General features: G+C 64.1%; 16 protein-coding genes and 1 pseudogene. 1 reads left to right on the top strand and 16 read right to left on the bottom strand.

The genetic code is table 11. The annotated features are described in order from the left end of the window. Positions 1–3: 3 nt before the first annotated feature. Entirely contained in the window at positions 4–1,845 is a 1,842-nt protein-coding gene (locus tag IPK20_21440) for a phosphoenolpyruvate carboxykinase (GTP) (GenBank protein ID MBK8018996.1), read from the top strand. A 111-nt stretch (positions 1,846–1,956) separates the two neighbouring features. Here the strand turns inward: IPK20_21440 and IPK20_21445 are convergent, their stop codons facing one another. The 16 genes and pseudogenes from IPK20_21445 to gyrA form a co-directional block, all read right to left on the bottom strand. After that, a complete protein-coding gene (locus tag IPK20_21445; GenBank protein MBK8018997.1) occupies positions 1,957–2,547 on the bottom strand; it encodes a pyridoxal-phosphate dependent enzyme in 591 nt (196 codons plus the stop codon). Then, positions 2,544–3,541 (bottom strand): annotated as a pseudogene (gene rfaD / locus IPK20_21450) (ADP-glyceromanno-heptose 6-epimerase). The gene IPK20_21445 and the pseudogene rfaD overlap by 4 nt, the downstream one beginning before the upstream one ends. Positions 3,542–3,637: 96 nt before the next feature. Continuing rightward, complete coding sequence (gene rfaE1, locus IPK20_21455; protein MBK8018998.1) at positions 3,638–4,600, bottom strand: D-glycero-beta-D-manno-heptose-7-phosphate kinase; 963 nt, start codon at positions 4,598–4,600, stop codon at positions 3,638–3,640. A gap of 16 nt (positions 4,601–4,616) precedes the next feature. Next, positions 4,617–5,939: a UDP-glucose/GDP-mannose dehydrogenase family protein gene (locus tag IPK20_21460; protein MBK8018999.1), complete on the bottom strand. Its 1,323-nt coding sequence runs from the start codon at positions 5,937–5,939 to the stop codon at positions 4,617–4,619. A 93-nt stretch (positions 5,940–6,032) separates the two neighbouring features. Beyond that, positions 6,033–6,803: an orotidine-5'-phosphate decarboxylase gene (pyrF, locus tag IPK20_21465; protein ID MBK8019000.1), complete on the bottom strand. Its 771-nt coding sequence runs from the start codon at positions 6,801–6,803 to the stop codon at positions 6,033–6,035. Beyond that, positions 6,752–7,927, bottom strand: coding sequence for a lipopolysaccharide assembly protein LapB (lapB, locus tag IPK20_21470; GenBank protein ID MBK8019001.1), 1,176 nt, complete (start codon positions 7,925–7,927; stop codon positions 6,752–6,754). Before lapB ends, pyrF begins: the two co-directional genes overlap by 52 nt. Next, positions 7,927–8,190: a LapA family protein gene (locus IPK20_21475; GenBank protein ID MBK8019002.1), complete on the bottom strand. Its 264-nt coding sequence runs from the start codon at positions 8,188–8,190 to the stop codon at positions 7,927–7,929. Before IPK20_21475 ends, lapB begins: the two co-directional genes overlap by 1 nt. 41 nt (positions 8,191–8,231) lie before the next feature. Beyond that, complete coding sequence (locus tag IPK20_21480; GenBank protein ID MBK8019003.1) at positions 8,232–8,606, bottom strand: integration host factor subunit beta; 375 nt, start codon at positions 8,604–8,606, stop codon at positions 8,232–8,234. Between the two features lie 9 nt (positions 8,607–8,615). Beyond that, positions 8,616–10,334, bottom strand: a complete 1,719-nt coding sequence (gene rpsA / locus IPK20_21485) for a 30S ribosomal protein S1 (protein MBK8019004.1) — start codon at positions 10,332–10,334, stop codon at positions 8,616–8,618. 181 nt (positions 10,335–10,515) lie between these two features. Then, a complete protein-coding gene (locus tag IPK20_21490; protein ID MBK8019005.1) occupies positions 10,516–12,486 on the bottom strand; it encodes a bifunctional 3-phosphoshikimate 1-carboxyvinyltransferase/cytidylate kinase in 1,971 nt (656 codons plus the stop codon). Continuing rightward, the gene (locus IPK20_21495; GenBank protein MBK8019006.1) at positions 12,483–13,340 is read right to left on the bottom strand and encodes a prephenate dehydrogenase/arogenate dehydrogenase family protein; all 858 of its coding nucleotides are present in this window, start codon (positions 13,338–13,340) and stop codon (positions 12,483–12,485) included. Before IPK20_21495 ends, IPK20_21490 begins: the two co-directional genes overlap by 4 nt. A gap of 42 nt (positions 13,341–13,382) precedes the next feature. After that, the gene (locus IPK20_21500; GenBank protein MBK8019007.1) at positions 13,383–14,498 is read right to left on the bottom strand and encodes a histidinol-phosphate transaminase; all 1,116 of its coding nucleotides are present in this window, start codon (positions 14,496–14,498) and stop codon (positions 13,383–13,385) included. A gap of 2 nt (positions 14,499–14,500) precedes the next feature. Beyond that, entirely contained in the window at positions 14,501–15,568 is a 1,068-nt protein-coding gene (pheA, locus tag IPK20_21505) for a prephenate dehydratase (GenBank protein MBK8019008.1), read from the bottom strand. Positions 15,569–15,574: 6 nt separating this feature from the next. Next, positions 15,575–16,756 carry a phosphoglycerate dehydrogenase gene (locus tag IPK20_21510; protein ID MBK8019009.1) on the bottom strand — a complete coding sequence of 394 codons (1,182 nt, stop codon included), beginning with the start codon at positions 16,754–16,756 and terminating at the stop codon, positions 15,575–15,577. Next, positions 16,749–17,831, bottom strand: coding sequence for a 3-phosphoserine/phosphohydroxythreonine transaminase (gene serC, locus IPK20_21515; protein ID MBK8019010.1), 1,083 nt, complete (start codon positions 17,829–17,831; stop codon positions 16,749–16,751). The genes IPK20_21510 and serC overlap by 8 nt, the downstream gene beginning before the upstream one ends. After that, positions 17,828–20,434 carry a DNA gyrase subunit A gene (gyrA, locus tag IPK20_21520; protein ID MBK8019011.1) on the bottom strand — a complete coding sequence of 869 codons (2,607 nt, stop codon included), beginning with the start codon at positions 20,432–20,434 and terminating at the stop codon, positions 17,828–17,830. Before gyrA ends, serC begins: the two co-directional genes overlap by 4 nt. Positions 20,435–20,995 lie beyond the last annotated feature (561 nt).

The following is a 20,995-nucleotide window of genomic DNA, read 5'->3' on the forward strand; positions in this document are numbered from 1 at the left end:
GCCATGGATGCTCATGCGCCCGCGTGGGTTCGCAACGACCTGCTGAAGAAGTGGGTCTCTCAGGTCGCGACGCTGACGCGTCCCGACAGAATTGTGTGGTGCGACGGCAGCGTGGCCGAATACGACCGGCTGTGCGAAGACCTCGTTGCTGCCGGCACTTTCCGCCGACTCAACCCCGCCAAGCGTCCCGGCAGCTTCCTGGCGTCGTCCGATCCCAGCGACGTTGCCCGGGTCGAAGACCGCACCTTCATCTGCTCCCTGCACAAGCACGATGCCGGCCCCACGAACAACTGGATGGCGCCGGACGAGATGAAGCAGCGCCTGACGGGTCTGTTCGACGGCTGCATGAAGGGTCGAACCATGTACGTCGTGCCATTCAGCATGGGTCCCATCGGCTCGCCGCTCTCCCATATCGGCGTGGAAATCACCGATTCCGCCTACGTCGCCGTGAGCATGCGCATGATGACCCGCATGGGGCGCGCCGCCGCGGAGGCCCTGGGCGAGGAAGGTTCGTTCGTGCCCTGCCTGCATTCGGTCGGCATGCCCATTCAGCCCGGACAGAAGGACGTGCCCTGGCCCTGCAACAAGGATCACAAGTACATCGTCCACTTTCCCGAAGAGAACGCCATCTGGTCGTATGGCAGCGGCTATGGCGGCAATGCGCTCCTGGGCAAGAAGTGCTTCGCGTTGCGCATCGCTTCGACCATGGGCCGCGAACAAGGCTGGCTCGCCGAACACATGCTGATCCTGGGCGTGGAATCGCCCGATCATCGCAAGACCTACGTCGCGGCCGCGTTCCCCAGCGCTTGCGGCAAGACGAACTTCGCGATGCTGATCCCGCCCAAGGCATTCGATGGATGGAAAGTCACCACCATCGGCGACGACATCGCGTGGATCAAGCCCGGGGACGACGGGCGTCTCTACGCCATCAATCCCGAGTTCGGTTTCTTCGGCGTGGCCCCAGGGACTTCCTATCAGTCCAACCCGAACGCCATGGACACGCTCCGCGAGAACTGCGTGTTCACCAATGTGGCCCTCACCGACGACGGCGACGTCTGGTGGGAGGGGATGACAGACGAACCGCCCGCACATCTGATCGACTGGCAGGGACAGGACTGGACGCCGGACTGCGGTCGCAAGGCAGCACACCCCAACGCCCGATTCACGGCGCCCGCGAGCCAGTGCCCCTCTCTGGACCCGGCGTGGGAAGACACCCGGGGCGTGCCCATCTCGGCCTTCATCTTCGGTGGCCGCCGCAGCACCACGATGCCCCTGGTCGTGGAAAGCTTCAACTGGACCGATGGCGTATACCTTGCCGCGACGATGGGTTCGGAAACGACCGCCGCGGCCGCCCACAAAGTGGGAGAAGTCCGCCGCGATCCCTTCGCGATGCTGCCCTTCTGCGGGTATCACATCGGCGACTACTTCGACCATTGGCTCGAGATGGGTCACCGCTTGCCCGATCCGCCCCGCATCTTCTGCGTGAACTGGTTCCGCAAGAACGCCGACGGCAAGTTCCTCTGGCCCGGCTACGGCGAGAACATGCGGGTGCTCAAGTGGATCGTCGAGCGCTGCGAAGGCCGCACGTCGGCCATGGAAAGCCCGCTGGGCTGGATGCCCGCGGAAAGCGATCTCGAGTGGGAAGGCCTGCCGGCCAACGTCCGAGCGTCGTTCCGTGAAGCCATGACGCTGAGCCGCGAGGACTGGATTCGGGAGTTGCTGCTGCACGAGGAACTCTTCGTGAAGCTCTACGACCGGCTGCCCAAGGAGTTCGTCCTGAAGCGCGAATTGCTTCTGGCTGCCTTGTGGCGCGCGCCGGAGACATGGGTGCCCAGGGCCGCATAGGCCCCCCGAGTCACCAGCAGAAAGGCGCTCCGATGAGCGCCTTTCCTGCTGCCGTGTCACCCTTGTCGCGTCGATTCCGCGACGCTGTCCTCCGTCGGGCGGACGCAGCAATCAACCGAAGATTCCCGTGGACAGATAGCGATCGCCACGGTCACAGATGATGGTCACGATGACCGAGTCCTCCACCTGCTTGGAAAGCTCCAATGCAGCCCAGGTCGCGCCGCCGGCCGAAACGCCGCCAAAGATTCCTTCTTCGCGCGCGTTGGCGAACTGATCGAGGATCCTGCCTTCGCCTCGCGCCTGCATCGCCAGCGCGATGTCGCGCGCCGTCTCCATACCCCCCTGCTTGGGCGTCAGCACGAACGCTGCGCCGTACGCGGCCATGGTCTGCCTGCGTTCGACCGAAAGATCCTCGGGCATCACCAGGACCATGCGATACCCGCGCATGGCAGCCACCATCGCGAGGGCGATGCCGGTATTGCCGCTCGTGGGTTCGATCAGCGTATCGCCGGGCCTGATCTCGCCGCGAGCTTCGGCCCCCAGGATCATCGAGAGCGCCGGCCGGTCCTTCACCGACCCTGCAGGGTTGTTGCCTTCCAGCTTGCCCAGCACGACGTTGGTCGTCCTGCCGGGCAACCGCTTGAATCGCACGAGCGGCGTATTGCCGACGAAGTCGTCGAGGACGGGATACTCGGCGCTCACGCCGCACGCTCCAGCAGCCACTTCACGTAACGAGACACCCCCTCTTCCACGGTCAGAAAGGTCGCGTCGTATCCGGCGGCACGAAGTTGCGACAAGTCCGCCTGGGTGAAACTCTGGTACTTTTCCTTCAAGCCCTCATGGAACGGAACGTAGTTCACCAGACCGCCGGACCGCATCTGTTCCAGCGTGAGGCTGGGCTCCCCGGAGGCCTGCCGCAATGCGTTCACCGTCGCAACCGCCACATCGTTGAACGGCTGGCTGCGACCGGTGCCGAGGTTGTAGACGCCCGATACGTCAGGGTGATCCATGAACCAGAGATTCACCCGTACGACATCTTCCACCGACACGAAATCCAGCCGCTGTTCGCCGGGTCCATAGCCACCGCTGCCTTCGAAGGGCTTCACCCGGCCCTCCGCGCGAAACTGGTTGAAGCAGTGGAATGCCACGGACGCCATGCGGCCCTTGTGCGCCTCGCGGGGACCGTATACGTTGAAGTACCGCAGGCCGACGACTTGCCCCCGCAGTTCGTTCCAGCGACGGCGCACCACCTGATCCATGAGGAACTTCGAGGATCCGTAGACATTGAGCGGCGCCTCGCATTCACGGTCCTCGCGCGAAACTCCGGTCCTGCCCCGTACACGGCGGCGGATGACGCGTAGACGAACCTCACGTCTTCGGCCTGGCACCAATCGAGCAGCGTCAATGTGTAGCGGTAGTTGTTGTCCATCATGTAGCGGCCATCGCCACCCATGGTGTCCGAGCAAGCGCCGTTGTGGAACACCATCTCGATCTCGCCGTCGAAGTCGCCGGCCACGAGCGCGTCCAGGAACGGCTCCTTGTCCCAGTAGTCCGCGATATCGCAATCCGTGAGATTGCGAAACTTGTCGGCGCGCGTGAGGTTGTCCACGGCAAGGATGTCGCTCTCGCCACGGTCGTTGAGACCCTTCACGAGATTGGCACCGATGAATCCGGCGGCGCCGGTTACCAGGATCATGCGTATCTCCAGCGAGTGTTCATTCGAGTGAGGGTCGGCCGTGCGGTATCAGTGCAGCGCAAGCGTCGGACCGATCTTGCAATACGCGAGTCCGGTTCACGCCTTCGCCATCGCACCGAACGCGACCACCAGTTCATCTGGCGTCGCGACGGCGGTGCCGAGCTTGCCGACAACAATGCCTGCGGCCATGTTGGCCCAGCGCACGGATGTCTCGTATGACTGGCCCGCGGCAAGCATCACTGCGAGCGTTGCGATGACGGTATCGCCCGCACCGCTGACGTCGAAGACCTCCTTCGCAACCGTGGGAACGTGCAATGCGCCCACGTCGCGATACAGGGTCATGCCCTCCTCGCTTCGGGTAACCAGCAACGCCTCCAGCGCAAGATCGCGGCGCAACCGCTGCGCCTTTTCCTCGAGAGCGGCCTCGTCGGTCCAGCCACCCGCCACCTGGCGGAACTCAGAGCGGTTGGGTGTGAGCAGAGTGGCGCCTCGATAACGGTCATAGTCATCGCCCTTCGGATCCGCCAGCACCGGTTTCGCGGCGCGCCGCGCGAGGTCGATCATCTGCGTGATGTGCTGCAAGCCCCCCTTGCCGTAGTCCGACAGGATGATGACGTCAGCGTCGGGCAGGCGCCTCTCGAACTCCGCCAGCTTGGACTGCAACGCGTCGTGGCTGGGGATGGTCTCGAAATCGATCCGCAACAACTGCTGCTGACGGCCGATGACGCGCAGCTTGATGGTGGTTTCGATGGACGCATCCCGCTGCAGGCTTGCGCGGATGGCTCCCTGCTCCAGCAGTGTCTGGATACGGCGGCCGGCCTCGTCGTCCCCCACCACGGACAGCAGTTCCACCTGCGCACCCAGCGCCGCTGCATTGCGAGCCACGTTCGCGGCGCCGCCGAGCCGCTCTTCCGTGCGCCCCACCTTGACCACCGGCACGGGCGCTTCGGGCGATATGCGGTTCACATCGCCGAACCAGTAGCGGTCGAGCATCACGTCGCCCACCACCAAGACTCGTGCCTCCCGCATGGCGAGCAGGATATCCAGAGCGCCGGACATGGCGGAGACCGGATCCTCAGGGACGGCCGATGGCATGGTATTCGAGACCTCGGGAACGGACGATGTGCGGATCGTACATGTTGCGGCCATCGAAGATCACGGGGTGCTTCAATGCCGTGCGGATAGCGTCGAAATCCGGGCTGCGAAACTCCTTCCACTCGGTCACGATCACCAGGGCATCCGCCTCCGCCATCGCCCTCATGGGCGAGGCCGCATACGAGACGCCCGGCAATCCTTCCAGGGCCTTGCGGGCCTCATCGACGGCCACGGGATCGTAGGCCGAGACCTGACCGCCTCTTTCCACGATTCCCCGCACGATCACCCGGCTGGGGGCCTCGCGCATGTCATCGGTGTTGGGTTTGAAGGCAAGGCCCCACAGCGCGAAACGCATCCCGCGAAGGTCGCGCCCGAACCGGGCGTCGATCTTCTCCAGCAGGCGCGACTTCTGCGCCTCGTTCACGTCTTCCACCGCCCCGAGGATGCGCAGCGCCATCCCGGACTCCTGGGCGGTACGTTGCAGCGCCTTCACGTCCTTGGGAAAACACGATCCGCCATAACCCGTGCCCGCGTAGAGAAAGTGATAACCGATCCGCGGGTCCGCACCGATGCCGCGCCGCACGAGTTCTATGTCTGCGCCGAGTTTCTCCGCGAGATTGGCCAGTTCGTTCATGAACGAGATGCGAGTGGCGAGCATCGCGTTTGCGGCGTACTTCGTGAGTTCGGCGGACCGCACGTCCATCACGATCATCCGTTCGTGATTGCGCTGGAACGGCAGGTACAGCTCACGCATCACCGAAGTCGCGCGCTCGTCGTCGGAGCCCACAACGATTCGATCCGGCTTGAGAAAATCGTCGACCGCCGCACCCTCCTTGAGGAACTCGGGATTCGAGACCACCGAGAAGGCCTGTGTCGAACCACGAGTGGCGAGTTCGCCGGCTATGGCCTCCCTCACCTTGTCAGCCGTTCCGACCGGCACGGTGGACTTGTCGACGATGACCGCATAGTGGTCCAGATACCGACCGATGCTGCGCGCTGCGGCGAGGACGTGGGAGAGATCCGCCGAACCATCCTCTCCCGGCGGGGTACCGACAGCGATGAGCTGGACTTCGCCGTGTCGCACGCCTTCCTGGATGTCCGTGGTAAATCGGATGCGCCCCGCTGCGGCATTGCGCCGGATGAGGCCATCCAGCCCCGGTTCGTAGATCGGCACCTTGCCATTGCGCAGCATCTCGACCTTCGCGGGGTCCACATCCAGACACAATACGTCATTGCCCATGTCTGCGAGGCATGCGCCCGAGACAAGCCCCACGTAGCCACTGCCGACGACGGTCACTCGCATGTTGATTTCCTGTTTGCTTCCCCCGGGTTCGACACGAACCGGCGGAAGATATGTCGCGCGAGATCTCCCGCACGACGCGATCGGGAATGCGGTTCAGCCCGCCAACGCTCCCCGAACTTCCGCATCGATGTCCGCAAGCGCCTTCACCGGGTCTGCCGCCTTCGTGATCGGCCGGCCGATCACGAGGTAACTGGAGCCGTTCCTGATGGCTCCACCCGGAGTCGCCACACGCGCCTGATCGTCCACCGCCGCATCGGCGGGCCGGATTCCCGGCGTGACCAGTTCGAAGCCTGCGCCGAAGCGATCGCGCATGGCCTGCGCTTCCTTCGCCGAACACACCACCCCATCCAGCCCGGCCCCATGCGCAAGCGCTGCCAGATGCACGGCGTGCTCCGCCGCGGTACGCCCGGACAATCCGAGCTCCTGCAGGTCGTCATCACCCATGCTTGTCAGCACCGTCACGGCAATCAGCTTGGGCCGCCTCTCGAAGGACTCCAAGGCGTCGCGGGCTGCGGCCATCATCTTGGATCCGCCACTGGCGTGAACATTCACCATCCACACACCCAGGCGGGCCGCGGCTGCGCAAGCCTGCGCAACCGTGTTCGGAATGTCGTGGAACTTGAGATCCAGGAAGACTTCAAAACCGAGCCGGTGCAGACGGTCCACCAAAGCAGGACCGGCCGAAACGAAGAGCTCCTTGCCGACCTTCAGACGGCACGCTCGTGGTGGCAGCTTCCCGACGAAGGCGACGGCCTCGTCGGCTGACGGATAGTCCAGTGCAACGATGATCCGGGAATCGTCGAGATTCGAATTCAAGCAGCCAGCTCCCTTTCTTCCGCCCTTCGCGGCACGTAGGTCTCCCATCCGTGACAGGCCGGGCAGTGCCAGTAAAACTGGCGTGCCCGAAAACCGCAGCTGTCGCAGCGATACAGCGACAAGCTGCGCGAATGCTGCTGGATGAGGGACCGGGTGAGTTCGAGATCGTGCCGGCGGTCTGCGGGGGCCTCGGCGATCTGCATCTCGATCAGGCGGTTAAGGCCGATCAGCGTGGGATTGCGCCGCAATTCTTCGCGCAGGAGTTCGTAGGCCGCCTTGTTGCCCTGGGAATCCATGGTTGCCTGATAGACGGAATTGAGAAGATCCAGCGATGGATAGGTCGCCAGATAGCCGGTCAGGAGCTGCAGGCCCTGTTCTTCACGGCCAAGCTTGCGATAGGCGCCGAGCAGCTTGTCCGCCAGCAGGGCGAGGTACGCCGGGTTCTGGCCTTCCACTCGTTTCCACGCCTCGATCGCCGCGTCCGAATCGCCTGCTGCCATCTCTATGTCACCGAGGATGATGTTCGCACGCGTACATTTCCGATTGACTGCAAGCGCTTCCTGGAGGTACTTGCGCCCCGTGTCCAGCCGCTGATGCACGAGTTCCGCAGCAGCCAGTTCGCAGTAGAAGTGAGCGATGTCCTTGGCACTGGACTGGCCGGTGATGGCGTCCATCTGCCTGGAGATGTCGATCGCCTTGAGCCAATCCTTCTCCTGCTCGTAGATCTCCAGCAGGTACCGCAGGCCTTGCTGCTCCAGCGCAGTGCCTCGTAGCTTCGAGAAAAGCTCTTCGGCCCGATCCAGCAGGCCTGCCTTCAGGTAGTCCTGGGCAAGCTCGTACAGTGCCGACAACCGCTGATCCGGCGCGAGGTCTTCGCGATCCAGGATGTTCTGATGCATGCGGATCGCACGTTCCAGTTCACCGCGCCGGCGGAAAAGATTGCCCAGCGCGAAGTGCAGCTCGACCGTCTCGGGCTCCACCTTCACGACCTCGATGAAGGCCTCGATCGCCTTGTCGGGTTGTTCGTTAAGCAGAAAGTTGAGGCCCCGGAAATACGAATGGGGCAGACGGCGCGATTCGGTGACGAGTTGCTTGATGTCCACGCGGGCGGCCAGCCAGCCGAGCGCGAAGAACAGGGGAAGCGCCAACAGCCACCACGCCTCGAATTCCATCAGGGGTGCTCGTCTCCAGCCGGGAGTCCGGCCTGACGCCGCAACCGGGTGATCTCGCGGCGTTGTCTGAGAATATAGCCGGTAGTCGCCAGGATGCCGGCCGCGGCACCCACGGCGAAGATCACGAGAAGAACGACGACCAAGGGCGCCTGCCAGGCCGCCCCGAAGTAGTAGCGGACAGTGACCGGTGCCGTGTTCTTGATGGCGAATCCCAACAGTGCCGCGAACAGCAGCGCCTTGAGGACCCATCCCACCGCACGGATCACCTGTCCCTACTCCTCCTTTGGATCGGACTCACAACCGCTCAGGAAGCGGATGTGCTGGGCACCGAGACCGGCGCAGCGACCGCAGCGGCCAACTGGTCCGGCCCAGCCGCATCGTTATCCGATTGCGGCTGATTCTCGATGTCGACACGTTCCCTGAGTTCCTTGCCCGCCTTGAAATGGGGCACGTACTTGGCGGGAACCTGAACCTTTTCGCCCGACTTCGGATTCCTGCCGACCCGCGGGGGCCGGTAGTTGAGTCCGAAACTGCCGAACCCGCGGATCTCGATGCGCTCTCCCTGCGACAGGCTCTTGGCCATCGCGTCGAGAATCATCTTGACCGCAAGCTCGGCGTCGGCGGCGCCCAACTGCGGGAAATGCGCCGCCAGCTTGGCAATGAGTTCCGACTTGGTCATCGCACCCCCTTACTGGGCGGCGTTCTTGTTGTCCAGCTTGGCCTTCAGCAGGGCGCCCAGGTTGGTGGTGCCAGCATTCGTCGGACTCTCGGAAGCGACACGCTGCATCGCTTCCGACTCTTCGGCCATATCCTTGGCCTTGATCGACAGGTTGATCGTCCGGTTCTTGCGGTCGATGTTGATGATCATCGCCGTGAGCCGGTCGCCTTCCTTGAGGTGGGTACGGATGTCCTCCACCCGGTCACGCGAAACCTCCGAGGCGCGCAGATAGCCTTCCACTTCGCCTTCGAGGCCGACCACCGCGCCCTTCGCGTCGATCGTCTTGACCGTCCCTTCGACAATGGAATTCTTGTCGTGGGCGGCCACATAGTTGTTGAACGGATCGCCTTCCAGCTGCTTGATGCCCAGCGAAATGCGTTCACGCTCCACGTCGATACCCAGAACCACGGCATCGACCTCCTCTCCCTTCTTGTAATTGCGCACTGCCTCCTCGCCCGCAACGTTCCAGGAAAGATCAGACAGGTGGACCAGGCCATCGATGCCGCCGGCCAAGCCGATGAACACGCCGAAGTCCGTGATGGACTTGATCTGTCCGCGAACCTTGTCACCCTTCTTGTAGGTGGTGGCGAATTCCTCCCACGGATTGGACATGCACTGCTTCATGCCCAGGGAAATCCGGCGGCGGTCTTCGTCGATCTCGAGAATCATCACCTCGACCTCGTCGCCGAGCTGGACTACCTTGGACGGATGAACGTTCTTGTTGGTCCAGTCCATTTCGGACACGTGCACCAGACCCTCGATGCCCGATTCGATCTCGACGAACGCGCCGTAATCGGTGAGGTTGGTGACCTTGCCGAAGAGGCGGGTGCCCGTCGGATAGCGGCGGCCCAGACCGACCCACGGATCTTCGCCGAGCTGCTTGAGGCCCAGGGAGACACGGTTCTTTTCCTGGTCGAACTTGAGCACCTTGGCTTCCACTTCGTCACCCACCGCCAGCACTTCGGAGGGGTGCTTGACGCGGCGCCAGGCAAGATCGGTGATGTGGAGCAGGCCATCGATACCGCCCAGATCCACGAACGCGCCGTAGTCGGTGATGTTCTTGACCACACCCTTGACCACCGCGCCTTCCTGCAGGGTCTCGAGAAGCTTCTGGCGCTCTTCTCCCTGGTTGGCTTCGACCACGGCACGGCGAGACACGACCACGTTGTTACGCTTGCGGTCGAGCTTGATGACCTTGAATTCGAGCTGCTTGCCTTCGTACGGCGAGGTGTCCTTCACCGGACGGGTGTCGACCAGGGAACCCGGAAGGAACGCGCGGATTCCGTTGATCATGACAGTGAGACCGCCCTTCACCTTGCCGGTGATGAGCCCCTGCACCAGGGTGCCTTCCTCGAGTGCCTGTTCGAGCTGGGTCCAGGCGGCAAGACGCTTGGCCTTGTCACGCGACAAGCGGGTTTCACCGTAACCGTCTTCGAGGGCTTCGATGGCCACGGAGACGAAGTCACCCGCCTTGGCTTCGACCTCCCCCCTGTCATTGCGGAACTCCTCGATCGGGATGAAGCTCTCCGACTTGAGGCCGGCATTGACGACGACGTGATTGGCGTCCACCCGCACCACTTCCGCGGTGATCACTTCGCCGGCGCGCATTTCCTGACGCGAAAGGCTTTCTTCAAACAGCGCGGCAAAGTTTTCCACGGGAGCGACGGCAGGTTGGGTTGAGGTAGTCATGTGTTGATCGGATGAAATGTGAAAGGCGGAGCGCAAGCCCGGCCCGGGTTAAGGATCACGAATGATCAAAAGGCCGGTTCCGCCTGACGTCACTGGCCCAAGGGGCGTGTCACGAGGGAGAAACCGGCTACCGTTACAACGAACATCGGATGCTGCCCGACCGCGGCAGACCCGCAGCCCCTTATCGGCACGCTCGCGCCCGGAACCAGCCCAGAATACGGTCGCGGGCCTCTTCGGGAGACAACCCTGTGGTGTCGAGGAGCTCCGCGCCGGCAGCCTGCCCCAGAGGGGCGACACTGCGTTGGCTGTCGCGGGCGTCGCGCTCGGCGATCTCGTGCAAAAGGTCGGGTAGGCTAGCACGCATCCCCTTTTCTATCAACTGTTTATATCGCCGCTGTGCGCGCTCTTCCACACCCGCTGTCAGAAACACCTTGAGTTCGGCCTCCGGGAACACCACGGTGCCCATGTCGCGCCCCTCCGCGACCAGTCCCGGCAACCCACGAAAGGCTCGCTGTTGCCAGAAGAGCGCCTGCCGGACTGCGGGCAGCGCCGCGATGGCGGACGCCGCCTGCGAAACCCTTTCGTCCCGTATCGCCTCCGTGACGTCCTCGCCAGCGAGCAGGATTCTTCCTTGATGGAACTCGATCGCAAGCGCTTCCGCGAGGGAAGCCGCAGCGGCTTCATCGTTCGCCGCCACCCCGGCCCTGAGCGCGGCCAGGGCCGCGATCCGATACAGCGCCCCACTGTCGAGATAGCGGTAGCCCAGGGCCTGAGCCACCAACCACGCGACCGTCCCCTTGCCCGATGCGGCGGGTCCATCGATCGCGATCACCGGCACCTTGCAGGGCACCGTCACTTCGGCCAGACGATCGAAGTAGTCGGGAAAGGTCTTGGCCACACAGCCGGGATCGAGAATCCGGATGGGCACGCCGCCCAGGGCCGCGAGGGACAGGCACATGGCCATCCGGTGGTCGTCGTACGTCTCGATGGCGGCCCCTCGGAACTGGGCCGGTGGCCCCACCTCGATGAAATCCGACCCCTCGGACACGGTAGCCCCCACCTTGGCCAGTTCCGCGGCCATGGCTGCCAGGCGGTCGGTCTCCTTGACTCGCCAACTCGCCACGTTTCGCAGTCGACAACGACCGTCCGCGAACAAGGCGGCGGCTGCAAGGGTCATGGCGGCATCGGGGATGTGATTGAGATCGAGATCGAATGCCTTGAGTCCGCCGGCCGTGGGAGCCCTGGCCTCGATCCAGTTGTCGCCCCAGGTGATCTCCGCGCCGAGCTGGGCCAGAGCGTCGGCGAACCGCACGTCGCCCTGGATACTGTGGCGCCCCACTCCCTCGACCCTGACCGGACCACCGCCGATCGCCCCGGCTGCGAGAAAGTACGACGCGCCGGACGCATCGCCCTCCACGTGGACCATTCCCGGACTGCGGTACTTGGACGAGGCGGGGATGGCAAACCGCACCCAGCCTTCGCGTTCGACCACCACACCGAACCTGGCCATGAGGTTGAGCGTGATGTCGATGTAAGGCTTCGAGATGAGTTCTCCTTCCACCGCGATTTCCACATCCTGGCCCAGGATGGGCAGCGCCATGAGCAGGGCCGTCAGGAACTGGCTGGAGACGTCGCCGCGCACCTTCACCGGGCCGCCGATGCGGGCGGTCCCGCCGCGGAGCCGCAGCGGTGGATATCCTTCGCTGCCCAGGCAATCGACGGCAAGCCCCAGGTCGCGGAGCGCCGTGACCAGATCGCCGATCGGCCGCTCGTGCATGCGCGCCACGCCGGATAGCCGGTAATCACCGCCCGCCACGGCCAGCGCCGCAGTCAGGGGCCGGAACGCGGTTCCCGCGTTTCCCAGGAACAGATCGGCGTCCCGCACCGGAAACCGCCCCCCGCACCCGTGAACGATCAGGCATCCGGCGCCCGCCGTCCCTTCCACTCCGACCCCCAGAGCCGCCAACGCCTCCAGCATCCGCTGCGTGTCGTCGGAATCCAGCAGGTCGCGGATCTCGGTCGCGCCTTCCGCGAGCGCGGCCAGCAGGAGCATGCGATTGGAGATGCTCTTCGATCCCGGCAGACGCACCACTCCAGCCGCCGAGGCAAGCGGTGGAAGATCGAGGAACGGGGGAAACCTGGAATCGCTCACTTGGCGTCCTCGATACTCTTCAACCAGGCGTCGCGAGCGCTTCGGGCGTTGCCGAAGATCCTTTCAATGCGCGCACCATCGGCATCCGCCACAGCTTCGCGCAGCGCCCCCAGGCGCTCGCCGAAGGCGTCGATCTCGCCGAGGATCGCAGCGCGATTGGCCAGACAGATGTCTCGCCACATTTCCGGCGAACTGGAGGCGATGCGCGTGAAATCACGAAAACCGCCCGCCGCATAGCCGAAGAGCTGCGAGGCGTTGTCTCTTCGCGCGATCATGTCGACCAGCGCGAAGGCCAGCGCGTGAGGCAGATGGCTGACTGCGGCGAAGACGGCATCGTGCTCCTGCGGGCTGAGATCTGTGACCCTGGCTCCGCACGCCGACCAGAGCGAACGCACCTTCTCGGTCGCCTCCGCATCGGTCTCAGGCAAGGGTGTGAGCACCACGTTGCGGCCGACGTACAGATCGGCCCGGGCCGCGTCCACGCCTGAACGCTCAGCGCCGGCGATGGGATGTGCCGGCACGAATCGGGGCAGATGCTTGCCCAGACCGGTCCGCGCCGCCGTCACCACGTCCTGCTTGGTGCTGCCTCCGTCCGTGATCACCACGTCCCTATCCAGCGCAGGCACGGCGTCACGCAGCACTCCGGCCAGCTGACCCACGGGAACAGCAATCAGGACCACGTCCGCACCGGACACGCCGGACGCGGTGTCCGCCGCGATCTCGTCGATCACACCGAGTTCCAGCGCACGTTCCAGGTTGGCACGGCCACGCCCGATGCCCACGATCCGCTCGACGCAACCGGCCTTGCGCCACGCCATCGCACAGGAACCCCCGATGAGACCGACGCCGATGATGGCGGCACGAAGGAATGGCTTCACGTACCGTGCTGCAAGAGTTCAGCGGTGCCGGGCGCCGCCCAGCACCTCGGAAAGCGCCCCGAGGAAGCGCTCGTTCTCCGCGGGCAGGCCGATGCTCACCCGGAGCCACTCCGGCATGGCGTACCCCCCGACCGGCCGGACGATCACACCCAGATGCAGCAGCTTCTGATAGATCTCGCCGGCGGGTCCCACGCGAAGACAGATGAAGTTGCCACGAGAAGGCAGGTAGTCGATGCCGAGTTTAGTCAGGCCCGCGATGATCTGGGCCATGCCGTCGGCGTTGAGCGCACGGCCGCGCGCCAGATAGTCCTTGTCCTGCAGTGTTGCAATAGCGCCGGCCTGGGCCACGGCGTTGACGTTGAAGGGTTGCCGCACGCGGTTCATCAGATCCGCGATGTCCGGGTGAGCGACGGCAAAGCCGATTCGCAGTCCAGCCAGGCCGAACGCTTTCGAGAACGTGCGCGTCACCACGAGATTGGAATACGTCCCGAGCCATTCGAGGCTGTTGTAGCGGTCCGCCACGGGGAGATATTCGGTGTACGCCTCGTCCAGGACCACGATGACGCGTCGTGGAACCTGGCCCAGGAAGCGCTGAAGCGCCTCACCCGTGACGAACGTGCCGGTGGGATTGTTCGGATTGGCGATGAAGACGACGCGCGTGTCGTCCCGCACGGCGGCAGCCATCGCTTCGAGATCATGGCCGAAATTCTGCGCGGGCGTTTCCAGATGGATGGCGCCCATGGCCTGGACCGAGAGCGGGTACACCGCGAATGCATGCTTGGAATACACGGCACTCGTCCCCGGCGTCAGGAACGTCCGCGCCACGAGTTCCAGGACGTCGTTGGACCCGTTGCCCAGGACGAGCTGCCCCATGGAGACGCCGTAGTGCCGGACGATGGCCTCCTTCAGCTCGAACCCGTTCCCATCGGGGTACCGCGCGATATCGTCCAGCGCCGCACGCATCGACTGCACCGCAGCAGGACTGGGCCCGAGCGGGTTCTCGTTGGAGGCGAGCTTCACGATCGAGGACTCGTCCAGCCCCATCTCGCGGGCCAGTTCCCTGGAGGGTTTGCCCGGAACGTAGGCGGCGAAGGAACGGATCCAGGCGGGGGCGATTTCGCAGGCGTCGATCATGGTCAATTCGGTGCGACGGGATAGGAACCGAGAATCTTCAGGAAACCGGCCACCCCCTGCAGCTCGGCGAGCGCAGCACTCACGCCGGCATCGCGCTGGTGACCTTCGAGATCGAGGAAGAACACGTACTCCCAGACGCCGGTGCGCGATGGCCGGGATTCCAGGCGCGACATGCTGAGACCGTGACGCGCGAGCGGTGCGAGCAACTGCACCAGCCCCCCGGGACGGTTGGGCGCGCTCATGGCGAGCGACGTCTTGTCGCGGCCGGAGGGCGCCACGTCCTGCTTCCCGATGACGAGGAACCGCGTGGTGTTCGACGGTTCGTCCTCGATGTTCTGCGCGAGTATGGACAGGCCGTAGATCTCCGCAGCGCCCGCCGATGCGATGGCCGCGGATCCGGGCTCCTCGGATGCTCGCCGGGCCGCTTCGGCATTGCTCGCCACGGGGACACGCGACACGCTGGCCATATGGTGCGACAACCATTCGCTGCACTGTCCCAGAGCCTGCGCGTGGGCGTAAACGACAGTCACCGACTGCAGCGATCCGCCGTTCGACAGAAGACAGTGGTGGACGGGAAGCAGCACCTCGGCACAGATCTGCAGACTGGTGCTGAGCAGCAGATCGAGCGTGACGCCGATACCGCCTTCGGTGGAGTTCTCGACGGGCACGACGCCGTAATTGGCAAAGCCCGACTCGACGCGCCGGAAGACTTCCCCGATCGACGTGCAGGGATCAGGATCTGCACTGCTGCCGAATTGCTTCAGCACGGCGTCGCCGCTGTAGGTGCCCTTGGGCCCCAGGTACGCGACGCGGGGCGTCTTCTCCAGCGCCCTGCACGCCGAGATGATCTCGGTGAACAGATGCTGAATGGCACTGGACGACAGGGGGCCCTGATTCAGATCCGCCAGACGGCGCAGGACCTGGGCCTCGCGCTCCGGCCGGTATACCGCGGACTCGCCCTTCAGTTGTCCGATGTCGTGGGCGCATCGCGCCCGCTCGCTGACGAGCGCGAGCACGTGGGCGTCGATCTCGTCGATCCGGTTACGCAATTGCAGAATCTTCTCGTCCACGGACGATCACACCTCCGCTGGCAGGTACCTGACGGACAATACGCCTTCGATCGCCCGGATGCCGCCGATGACCGCCGGAGGCACCGGGCTGTCCACGTCGACGACCGTGTAGGCCATGTCGCCACGCGACTTGTTCAGCATGTTGTGGATGTTCAGTCCCGCCTGCGCCATGGCCGTCGAGATCTGCCCCAGCATGTTGGGCACGTTCGCATTGGCGATGCCCACCCGGTAGGGAGACTCCCGGGGCATGGCAGCCACGGGGAAGTTCACCGCGTTCACGATGTTTCCATGTTCGAGGTAGTCACGGATCTGATCCACGACCATGACGGCACAGTTTTCCTCCGCCTCGCGCGTGGACGCGCCCAGGTGCGGCAGCGCCAGCACGCAGGGGTTGCCGCGGAACTTCTCGTTCGGGAAGTCGCAGACGTAGGCCTTGAGCTTCTTGGCCGCGATGCCCTCCAGCACGGCGTCCACGTCGACGATGGCCTCGCGCGAGAAGTTGAGCAGCACGGCACCGTTGCGCATGCCGGCAATCCGCTCCCGGCCGATCAGATTCCTGGTCGATGGAAGCTGGGGCACGTGAAGGGATACGAAATCGGACAACCGCAGCAGTTCCTCGATGCTGTGTGCCTTGCGCACCTGCGAGGGAAGACTCCACGCGGCTTCGACGGTGATCTCCGGATCGAAGCCGATGACGTTCATGCCGAGCTTGATGGCGGTATCCGCGACGAGGCTGCCGATCTTTCCCAGGCCGATGATGCCCAGCGTATGGTGTGGAAGTTCGATTCCCGCGAAGTGCTTCTTGCCGTCCTCGACCTTCTTGTCCAGATCGTCGCCCGTGGCCGTCAATCCATCCACGAACCGCACCGCGGGCAGCACGTTCCGCACCGCCATGAGCAGGCCCGTGATCACGAGTTCCTTCACCGCATTGGCGTTTGCGCCCGGCGTGTTGAACACCGGAACTCCGCGAGCGCTCAGAACGGGCGTGGGGATATTGTTGGTCCCTGCTCCTGCACGGCCGATGGCAAGCACGGACGACGGAATCTCCATCGAATGCATGTCGGCCGAACGCAGCAGAACCGCGTCCGGAGAACTCACATCGTTACTGTGCGAATAGATGTCGGCCGGCAGGCGCGACAGCCCCTTGCCCGAAATGTTGTTGAGGGTGAGCAGCCGGAACTTAGCCATTCTTCTTTTCGAAATCGCGCATGAAGTCCACGAGTGCCTGCACGCCCTCCACCGGCATCGCGTTGTATACCGACGCGCGCATCCCGCCGACCGAACGGTGGCCCTTCAACTGGATCAGTCCGGCAGACTTCGCGGACTTGAGGAACGATTCGTCAAGACTCTCGTCGCGCATGCGGAAGGGAATGTTCATGAGCGAACGGTCGGTCTTCGCCACCGGATTGGTGTAGAAACCGCTGCCGTCGATCAGGTCGTACAGAAGACCCGCCTTGCGCCGATTGATCTCTTCCATGGCCTTGAGCCCGCCCAGCTTCTTGAGCCACTGGAAGACCAGTCCGGCAATGTAGACCGAGTAGGTCGGGGGCGTGTTGTACATCGACCCGTTGTCCGCCATCACCTTGTAGTCGAGCATGGCAGGAGTGCCTGCCGGCGCACGGCCGATGAGGTCATCGCGCACGATGACGATCGCCAGCCCGGCAGGGCCGATGTTCTTCTGTGCGCCCGCATAGATGAGACCGTAGCGGGACACGTCCATGGGACGCGAAAGTATGTGGGAGGACATGTCCGCGATCAGCGGCACGTTACCCGTATCGGGGACCCAGTGGAACTCGACGCCGCCGATGGTTTCGTTGGTCGTCACGTGCACGTACGCCGCATCCGCGCTCAGCTTCCAGGCCGGTTGCGCGGGTGCGTAGGAGAAATTCCTGTCCTCGGCCGTCGCGGCAATGTTCACGACGCCCACGCGTTTGGCCTCGGCGATCGCCTTCTTGGCCCATTCGCCGGTATGCACATAGTCCGCACGCTTCGACTCGCCCATCAGATTGATCGGGATCATCGAAAACTGCAGAGAGGCGCCACCTTGCAGGAACAGTACCTTGTAGTTGCCCGGGACGGCCATCAGTTCGCGGAGATCGGCTTCGGCCTGCGCGATGATGGACTCGAATTCCTTGCCCCGATGGCTCATCTCCATGACCGACATGCCCGAACCATGCCAGTCCAGCATTTCGTCCCGGGCCTGCATCAGCACCGCTTCGGGCAGTACCGCGGGCCCTGCGCTGAAATTGAACACTCGTGTCATTGCTGCTCCGTCCCTTCCCCGTCCATATCGTCTTCCGGAACGTCCCCGGCATCCGGCCCGCCGGCGTCCTCGTCCTTTTCCACCACCCGCTCGAGCCCGGCCAGCCGTTCGCCGTCGTCCAGGTCGATCAGCGTGACGCCCTGGGTGACCCGCCCCATCTCGCGGATCTCCGACACCCGCGTCCGGATCAGCACCCCGCCGGTGGTGATGAGCATGATTTCATCGTCGGCGTCCACCAGGCGCGCGGCGACGACATTGCCATTGCGGGCGCTTGTCTGAATAGCGATCGTGCCCTGCGTTCCGCGTCCGTGGCGGGGATACTCGCCCACCGGCGTGCGCTTGCCGAATCCCTTCTCCGTCGCGGTCAGCACCGTCTTGCCGGGATCGTCGGCCACCACAAGCGAAATCACACGCTGGCCTTCCAGCAGGCGCATGCCGCGAACCCCCCGCGCCCCGCGGCCCATCGGGCGTACGTCCGTCTCCACGAACCGGACGGCCTTGCCGGCATTGGAGAAGAGCATGATGTCCTGGCTGCCATCGGTGATCGCGGAGCCCACCAGGTAGTCCCCTTCGTCCAGGTCCACGGCGATGATGCCGCTCGGTCGCGGACGGGAAAACTCCGACAGGGGCGTCTTCTTGACCGTGCCGTTGGCGGTCACCATGAACACGAAGTGCTCGTCATCGAACTCCCGCACCGGCAGCACGACGTTGATCTTCTCGTTCTCTTCGAGGGGGAAAAGATTGACCACCGGTTTTCCCCGGCTCGCGCGCCCGCCCTGCGGAACCTCGTACACCTTGATCCAGTAGACCCGGCCGCGGTTGGAGAAGCAGAGGATGTAGTCGTGCGTGTGGGCGACGAAGAGGCTGTCGACAAAATCGTGTTCCTTCGTTGCCGTCGCCTGCTTGCCGCGTCCGCCACGGCGCTGTGCGCGATAGTCCGCCAGCGGCTGGGACTTGATGTACCCCGTGTGCGAGAGCGTGACGACCAGGTCTTCCGGCGTGATGAGGTCCTCGATCCCGATGTCGTGGGTATTGAGAACAATCTCGCTCTTGCGCTTGTCGCCGTACTGCGCCTTGATGGCCGCAAGTTCTTCCGCAACGATCGCGGTGATGCGCTCGGGCCGGGCCAGGATGTCCAGCAGGTCGATGATGTTGTCGATGACCTCGCGGTATTCCGCCGTGATCTTGTCGCGTTCCAGGCCGGTGAGCCGCTGGAGCTGCATCTCGAGGATGCGCTGGGCCTGCACTTCGGAGAGCCTGTATCCGTCGGGCCCGAGACCGTAGCCTTCGCCCAGGCCTTCCGGCCGCAAGTTCGACGCTCCGGCACGTTCCAGCATCTCTTCCACGAGCGTCGAGCGCCACGTGCGCTGGAGCAACTGCACCTTGGCATCGGCCGGAGACGGTGCCGAGCGGATGAGCGCGATGATTTCGTCGACGTTCGACAGGGCGACCGCCAGACCTTCCAGCACGTGCGCGCGTTCGCGGGCCTTGCGCAGATCGTAGACCGTCCGGCGGTTGACGACCTCGCGGCGATGCCGGAGGAAGGCCTCGATGATCTCCTTGAGGTTCAGCAGCCTCGGCCGGCCGTCCACGAGCGCCACCATGTTCATGCCGAAGGTGTCCTGCATCTGCGTTTCTTTGTACAGATTGTTCAGCACCACCTCGGGCAGCTCGCCGCGCTTCAGCTCGATCACCACGCGCATGCCCGACTTGTCGGACTCGTCGCGGATCTCGGAGATGCCCTCCAGCTTCTTCTCGCGAACCAGTTCGCCGATCCGGATCAGCAACTGGGCCTTGTTCACCTGGTAAGGAAGCTCGTCGACGATGATCGCCTGGCGGGACCCTTTCTCGACATCCTCGAAATGTGCCCGCGCCCGCATCACCACACGTCCGCGGCCGGTCCGGTAGCCTTCTCTTACGCCGGCAATCCCGTAGATGATCCCGGCCGTCGGGAAATCGGGCGCCTGGACGATGTCGATCACCGACTCCAGCGGCGTCTCCGGTTCGTGCAGCACCTTGAGACAGGCATCGACGACATCCGAGAGATTGTGCGGCGGAATGTTCGTGGCCATGCCGACGGCAATGCCGGCGGAGCCATTGATCAGCAGGTTGGGAATCTTCGACGGGAGAACCAGGGGTTCCTGCTCCTTGCCGTCGTAGTTGGGCCCGAAATCGACCGTTTCCTTGTCGATGTCGGCCAGCAGTTCCGTCGTGATGCGCTCCAGCCGGCACTCGGTGTAGCGCATCGCCGCGGCATTGTCGCCGTCGACGGAACCGAAATTGCCCTGCCCGTCGATGAGCGTGTAGCGCAGACTGAAGTCCTGCGCCATGCGCACCAGGGTGTCGTAGATCGCGTTGTCGCCGTGGGGATGGTACTTACCCATCACGTCGCCCACGACGCGGGCGCATTTGACGTAAGGGCGATTCCATTGAATGTTGGCCTCATGCATCGCGAAGAGAATGCGGCGATGCACCGGTTTGAGACCGTCCCGGACATCCGGGAGGGCGCGGCCCACGATGACGCTCATGGCGTAATCCAGGTAGGACCGGCGCATTTCCTCTTCGAGGGAGACCGGCAGGGTTTCCTTGGCGAACTGCTCCATCGTGCTTGGTGCCTTCGGCGGTGGGCGGATTACGGATGCATGGAGAGCGATTGCAAGCCCATCGCGGCGCGGATCGGGCCGGCAACCGCAAGCCGCGCGTCACACGGACCGCTCAGGCCAAAACGCTCCTGGAGAAAACCGCGATCGTATCATGGCCCCCCTCTCTAGGCACCCTCGCGCGTCGTTTCCGAACGACGGATCACCGACGCCAAATGGCGAAAAAGTCGCGTTCATTCATGTCTGTGCTATTCTCGAATCACTATAGGAAGAGAGGGTCGACACGCGGTCTTGGCACCATGCCGAAGCCTGGGTCGACACCTGTATCGGGGCGCGGCGCGGGAGGCGCCGGCGGAGTCAGTCCAGTCAAGAGCAACCCTAGCCATCGGTGACGCCATGATCGGTATTGCGACGCGGTTCAAACTGAAGAAAACCCTCATCGGAATCGCTGCAGCCTCGCTGCTCGTTCCCATGGCAAGTTATGCAGACGTGACGCCGGGCCGGTGGATCTTCGACGGCCTGGGCCGCTCGACCCGCGATGGTCAGGGAAGCACCTGCGTCGGC

The sequence above is a fragment of the Betaproteobacteria bacterium genome (assembly GCA_016713305.1).
Lineage (GTDB): Bacteria > Pseudomonadota > Gammaproteobacteria > Burkholderiales.

Excerpts from the sequence above, each read along its gene's own strand:
- IPK20_21440 (MBK8018996.1), top strand. The coding sequence starts at position 4 with ATGGATGCTCATGCGCCCGCGTGGGTTCGCAACGACCTGCTGAAGAAG.
- rfaE1 (MBK8018998.1), bottom strand. The coding sequence starts at position 4,600 with ATGTCCGGCGCTCTGGATATCCTGCTCGCCATGCGGGAGGCACGAGTC.
- IPK20_21460 (MBK8018999.1), bottom strand. The coding sequence starts at position 5,939 with ATGCGAGTGACCGTCGTCGGCAGTGGCTACGTGGGGCTTGTCTCGGGC.
- pyrF (MBK8019000.1), bottom strand. The coding sequence starts at position 6,803 with ATGGGAGACCTACGTGCCGCGAAGGGCGGAAGAAAGGGAGCTGGCTGC.
- lapB (MBK8019001.1), bottom strand. The coding sequence starts at position 7,927 with ATGGAATTCGAGGCGTGGTGGCTGTTGGCGCTTCCCCTGTTCTTCGCG.
- IPK20_21480 (MBK8019003.1), bottom strand. The coding sequence starts at position 8,606 with ATGACCAAGTCGGAACTCATTGCCAAGCTGGCGGCGCATTTCCCGCAG.
- rpsA (MBK8019004.1), bottom strand. The coding sequence starts at position 10,334 with ATGACTACCTCAACCCAACCTGCCGTCGCTCCCGTGGAAAACTTTGCC.
- IPK20_21500 (MBK8019007.1), bottom strand. The coding sequence starts at position 14,498 with ATGATCGACGCCTGCGAAATCGCCCCCGCCTGGATCCGTTCCTTCGCC.
- IPK20_21510 (MBK8019009.1), bottom strand. The coding sequence starts at position 16,756 with ATGGCTAAGTTCCGGCTGCTCACCCTCAACAACATTTCGGGCAAGGGG.
- serC (MBK8019010.1), bottom strand. The coding sequence starts at position 17,831 with ATGACACGAGTGTTCAATTTCAGCGCAGGGCCCGCGGTACTGCCCGAA.
- gyrA (MBK8019011.1), bottom strand. The coding sequence starts at position 20,434 with ATGGAGCAGTTCGCCAAGGAAACCCTGCCGGTCTCCCTCGAAGAGGAA.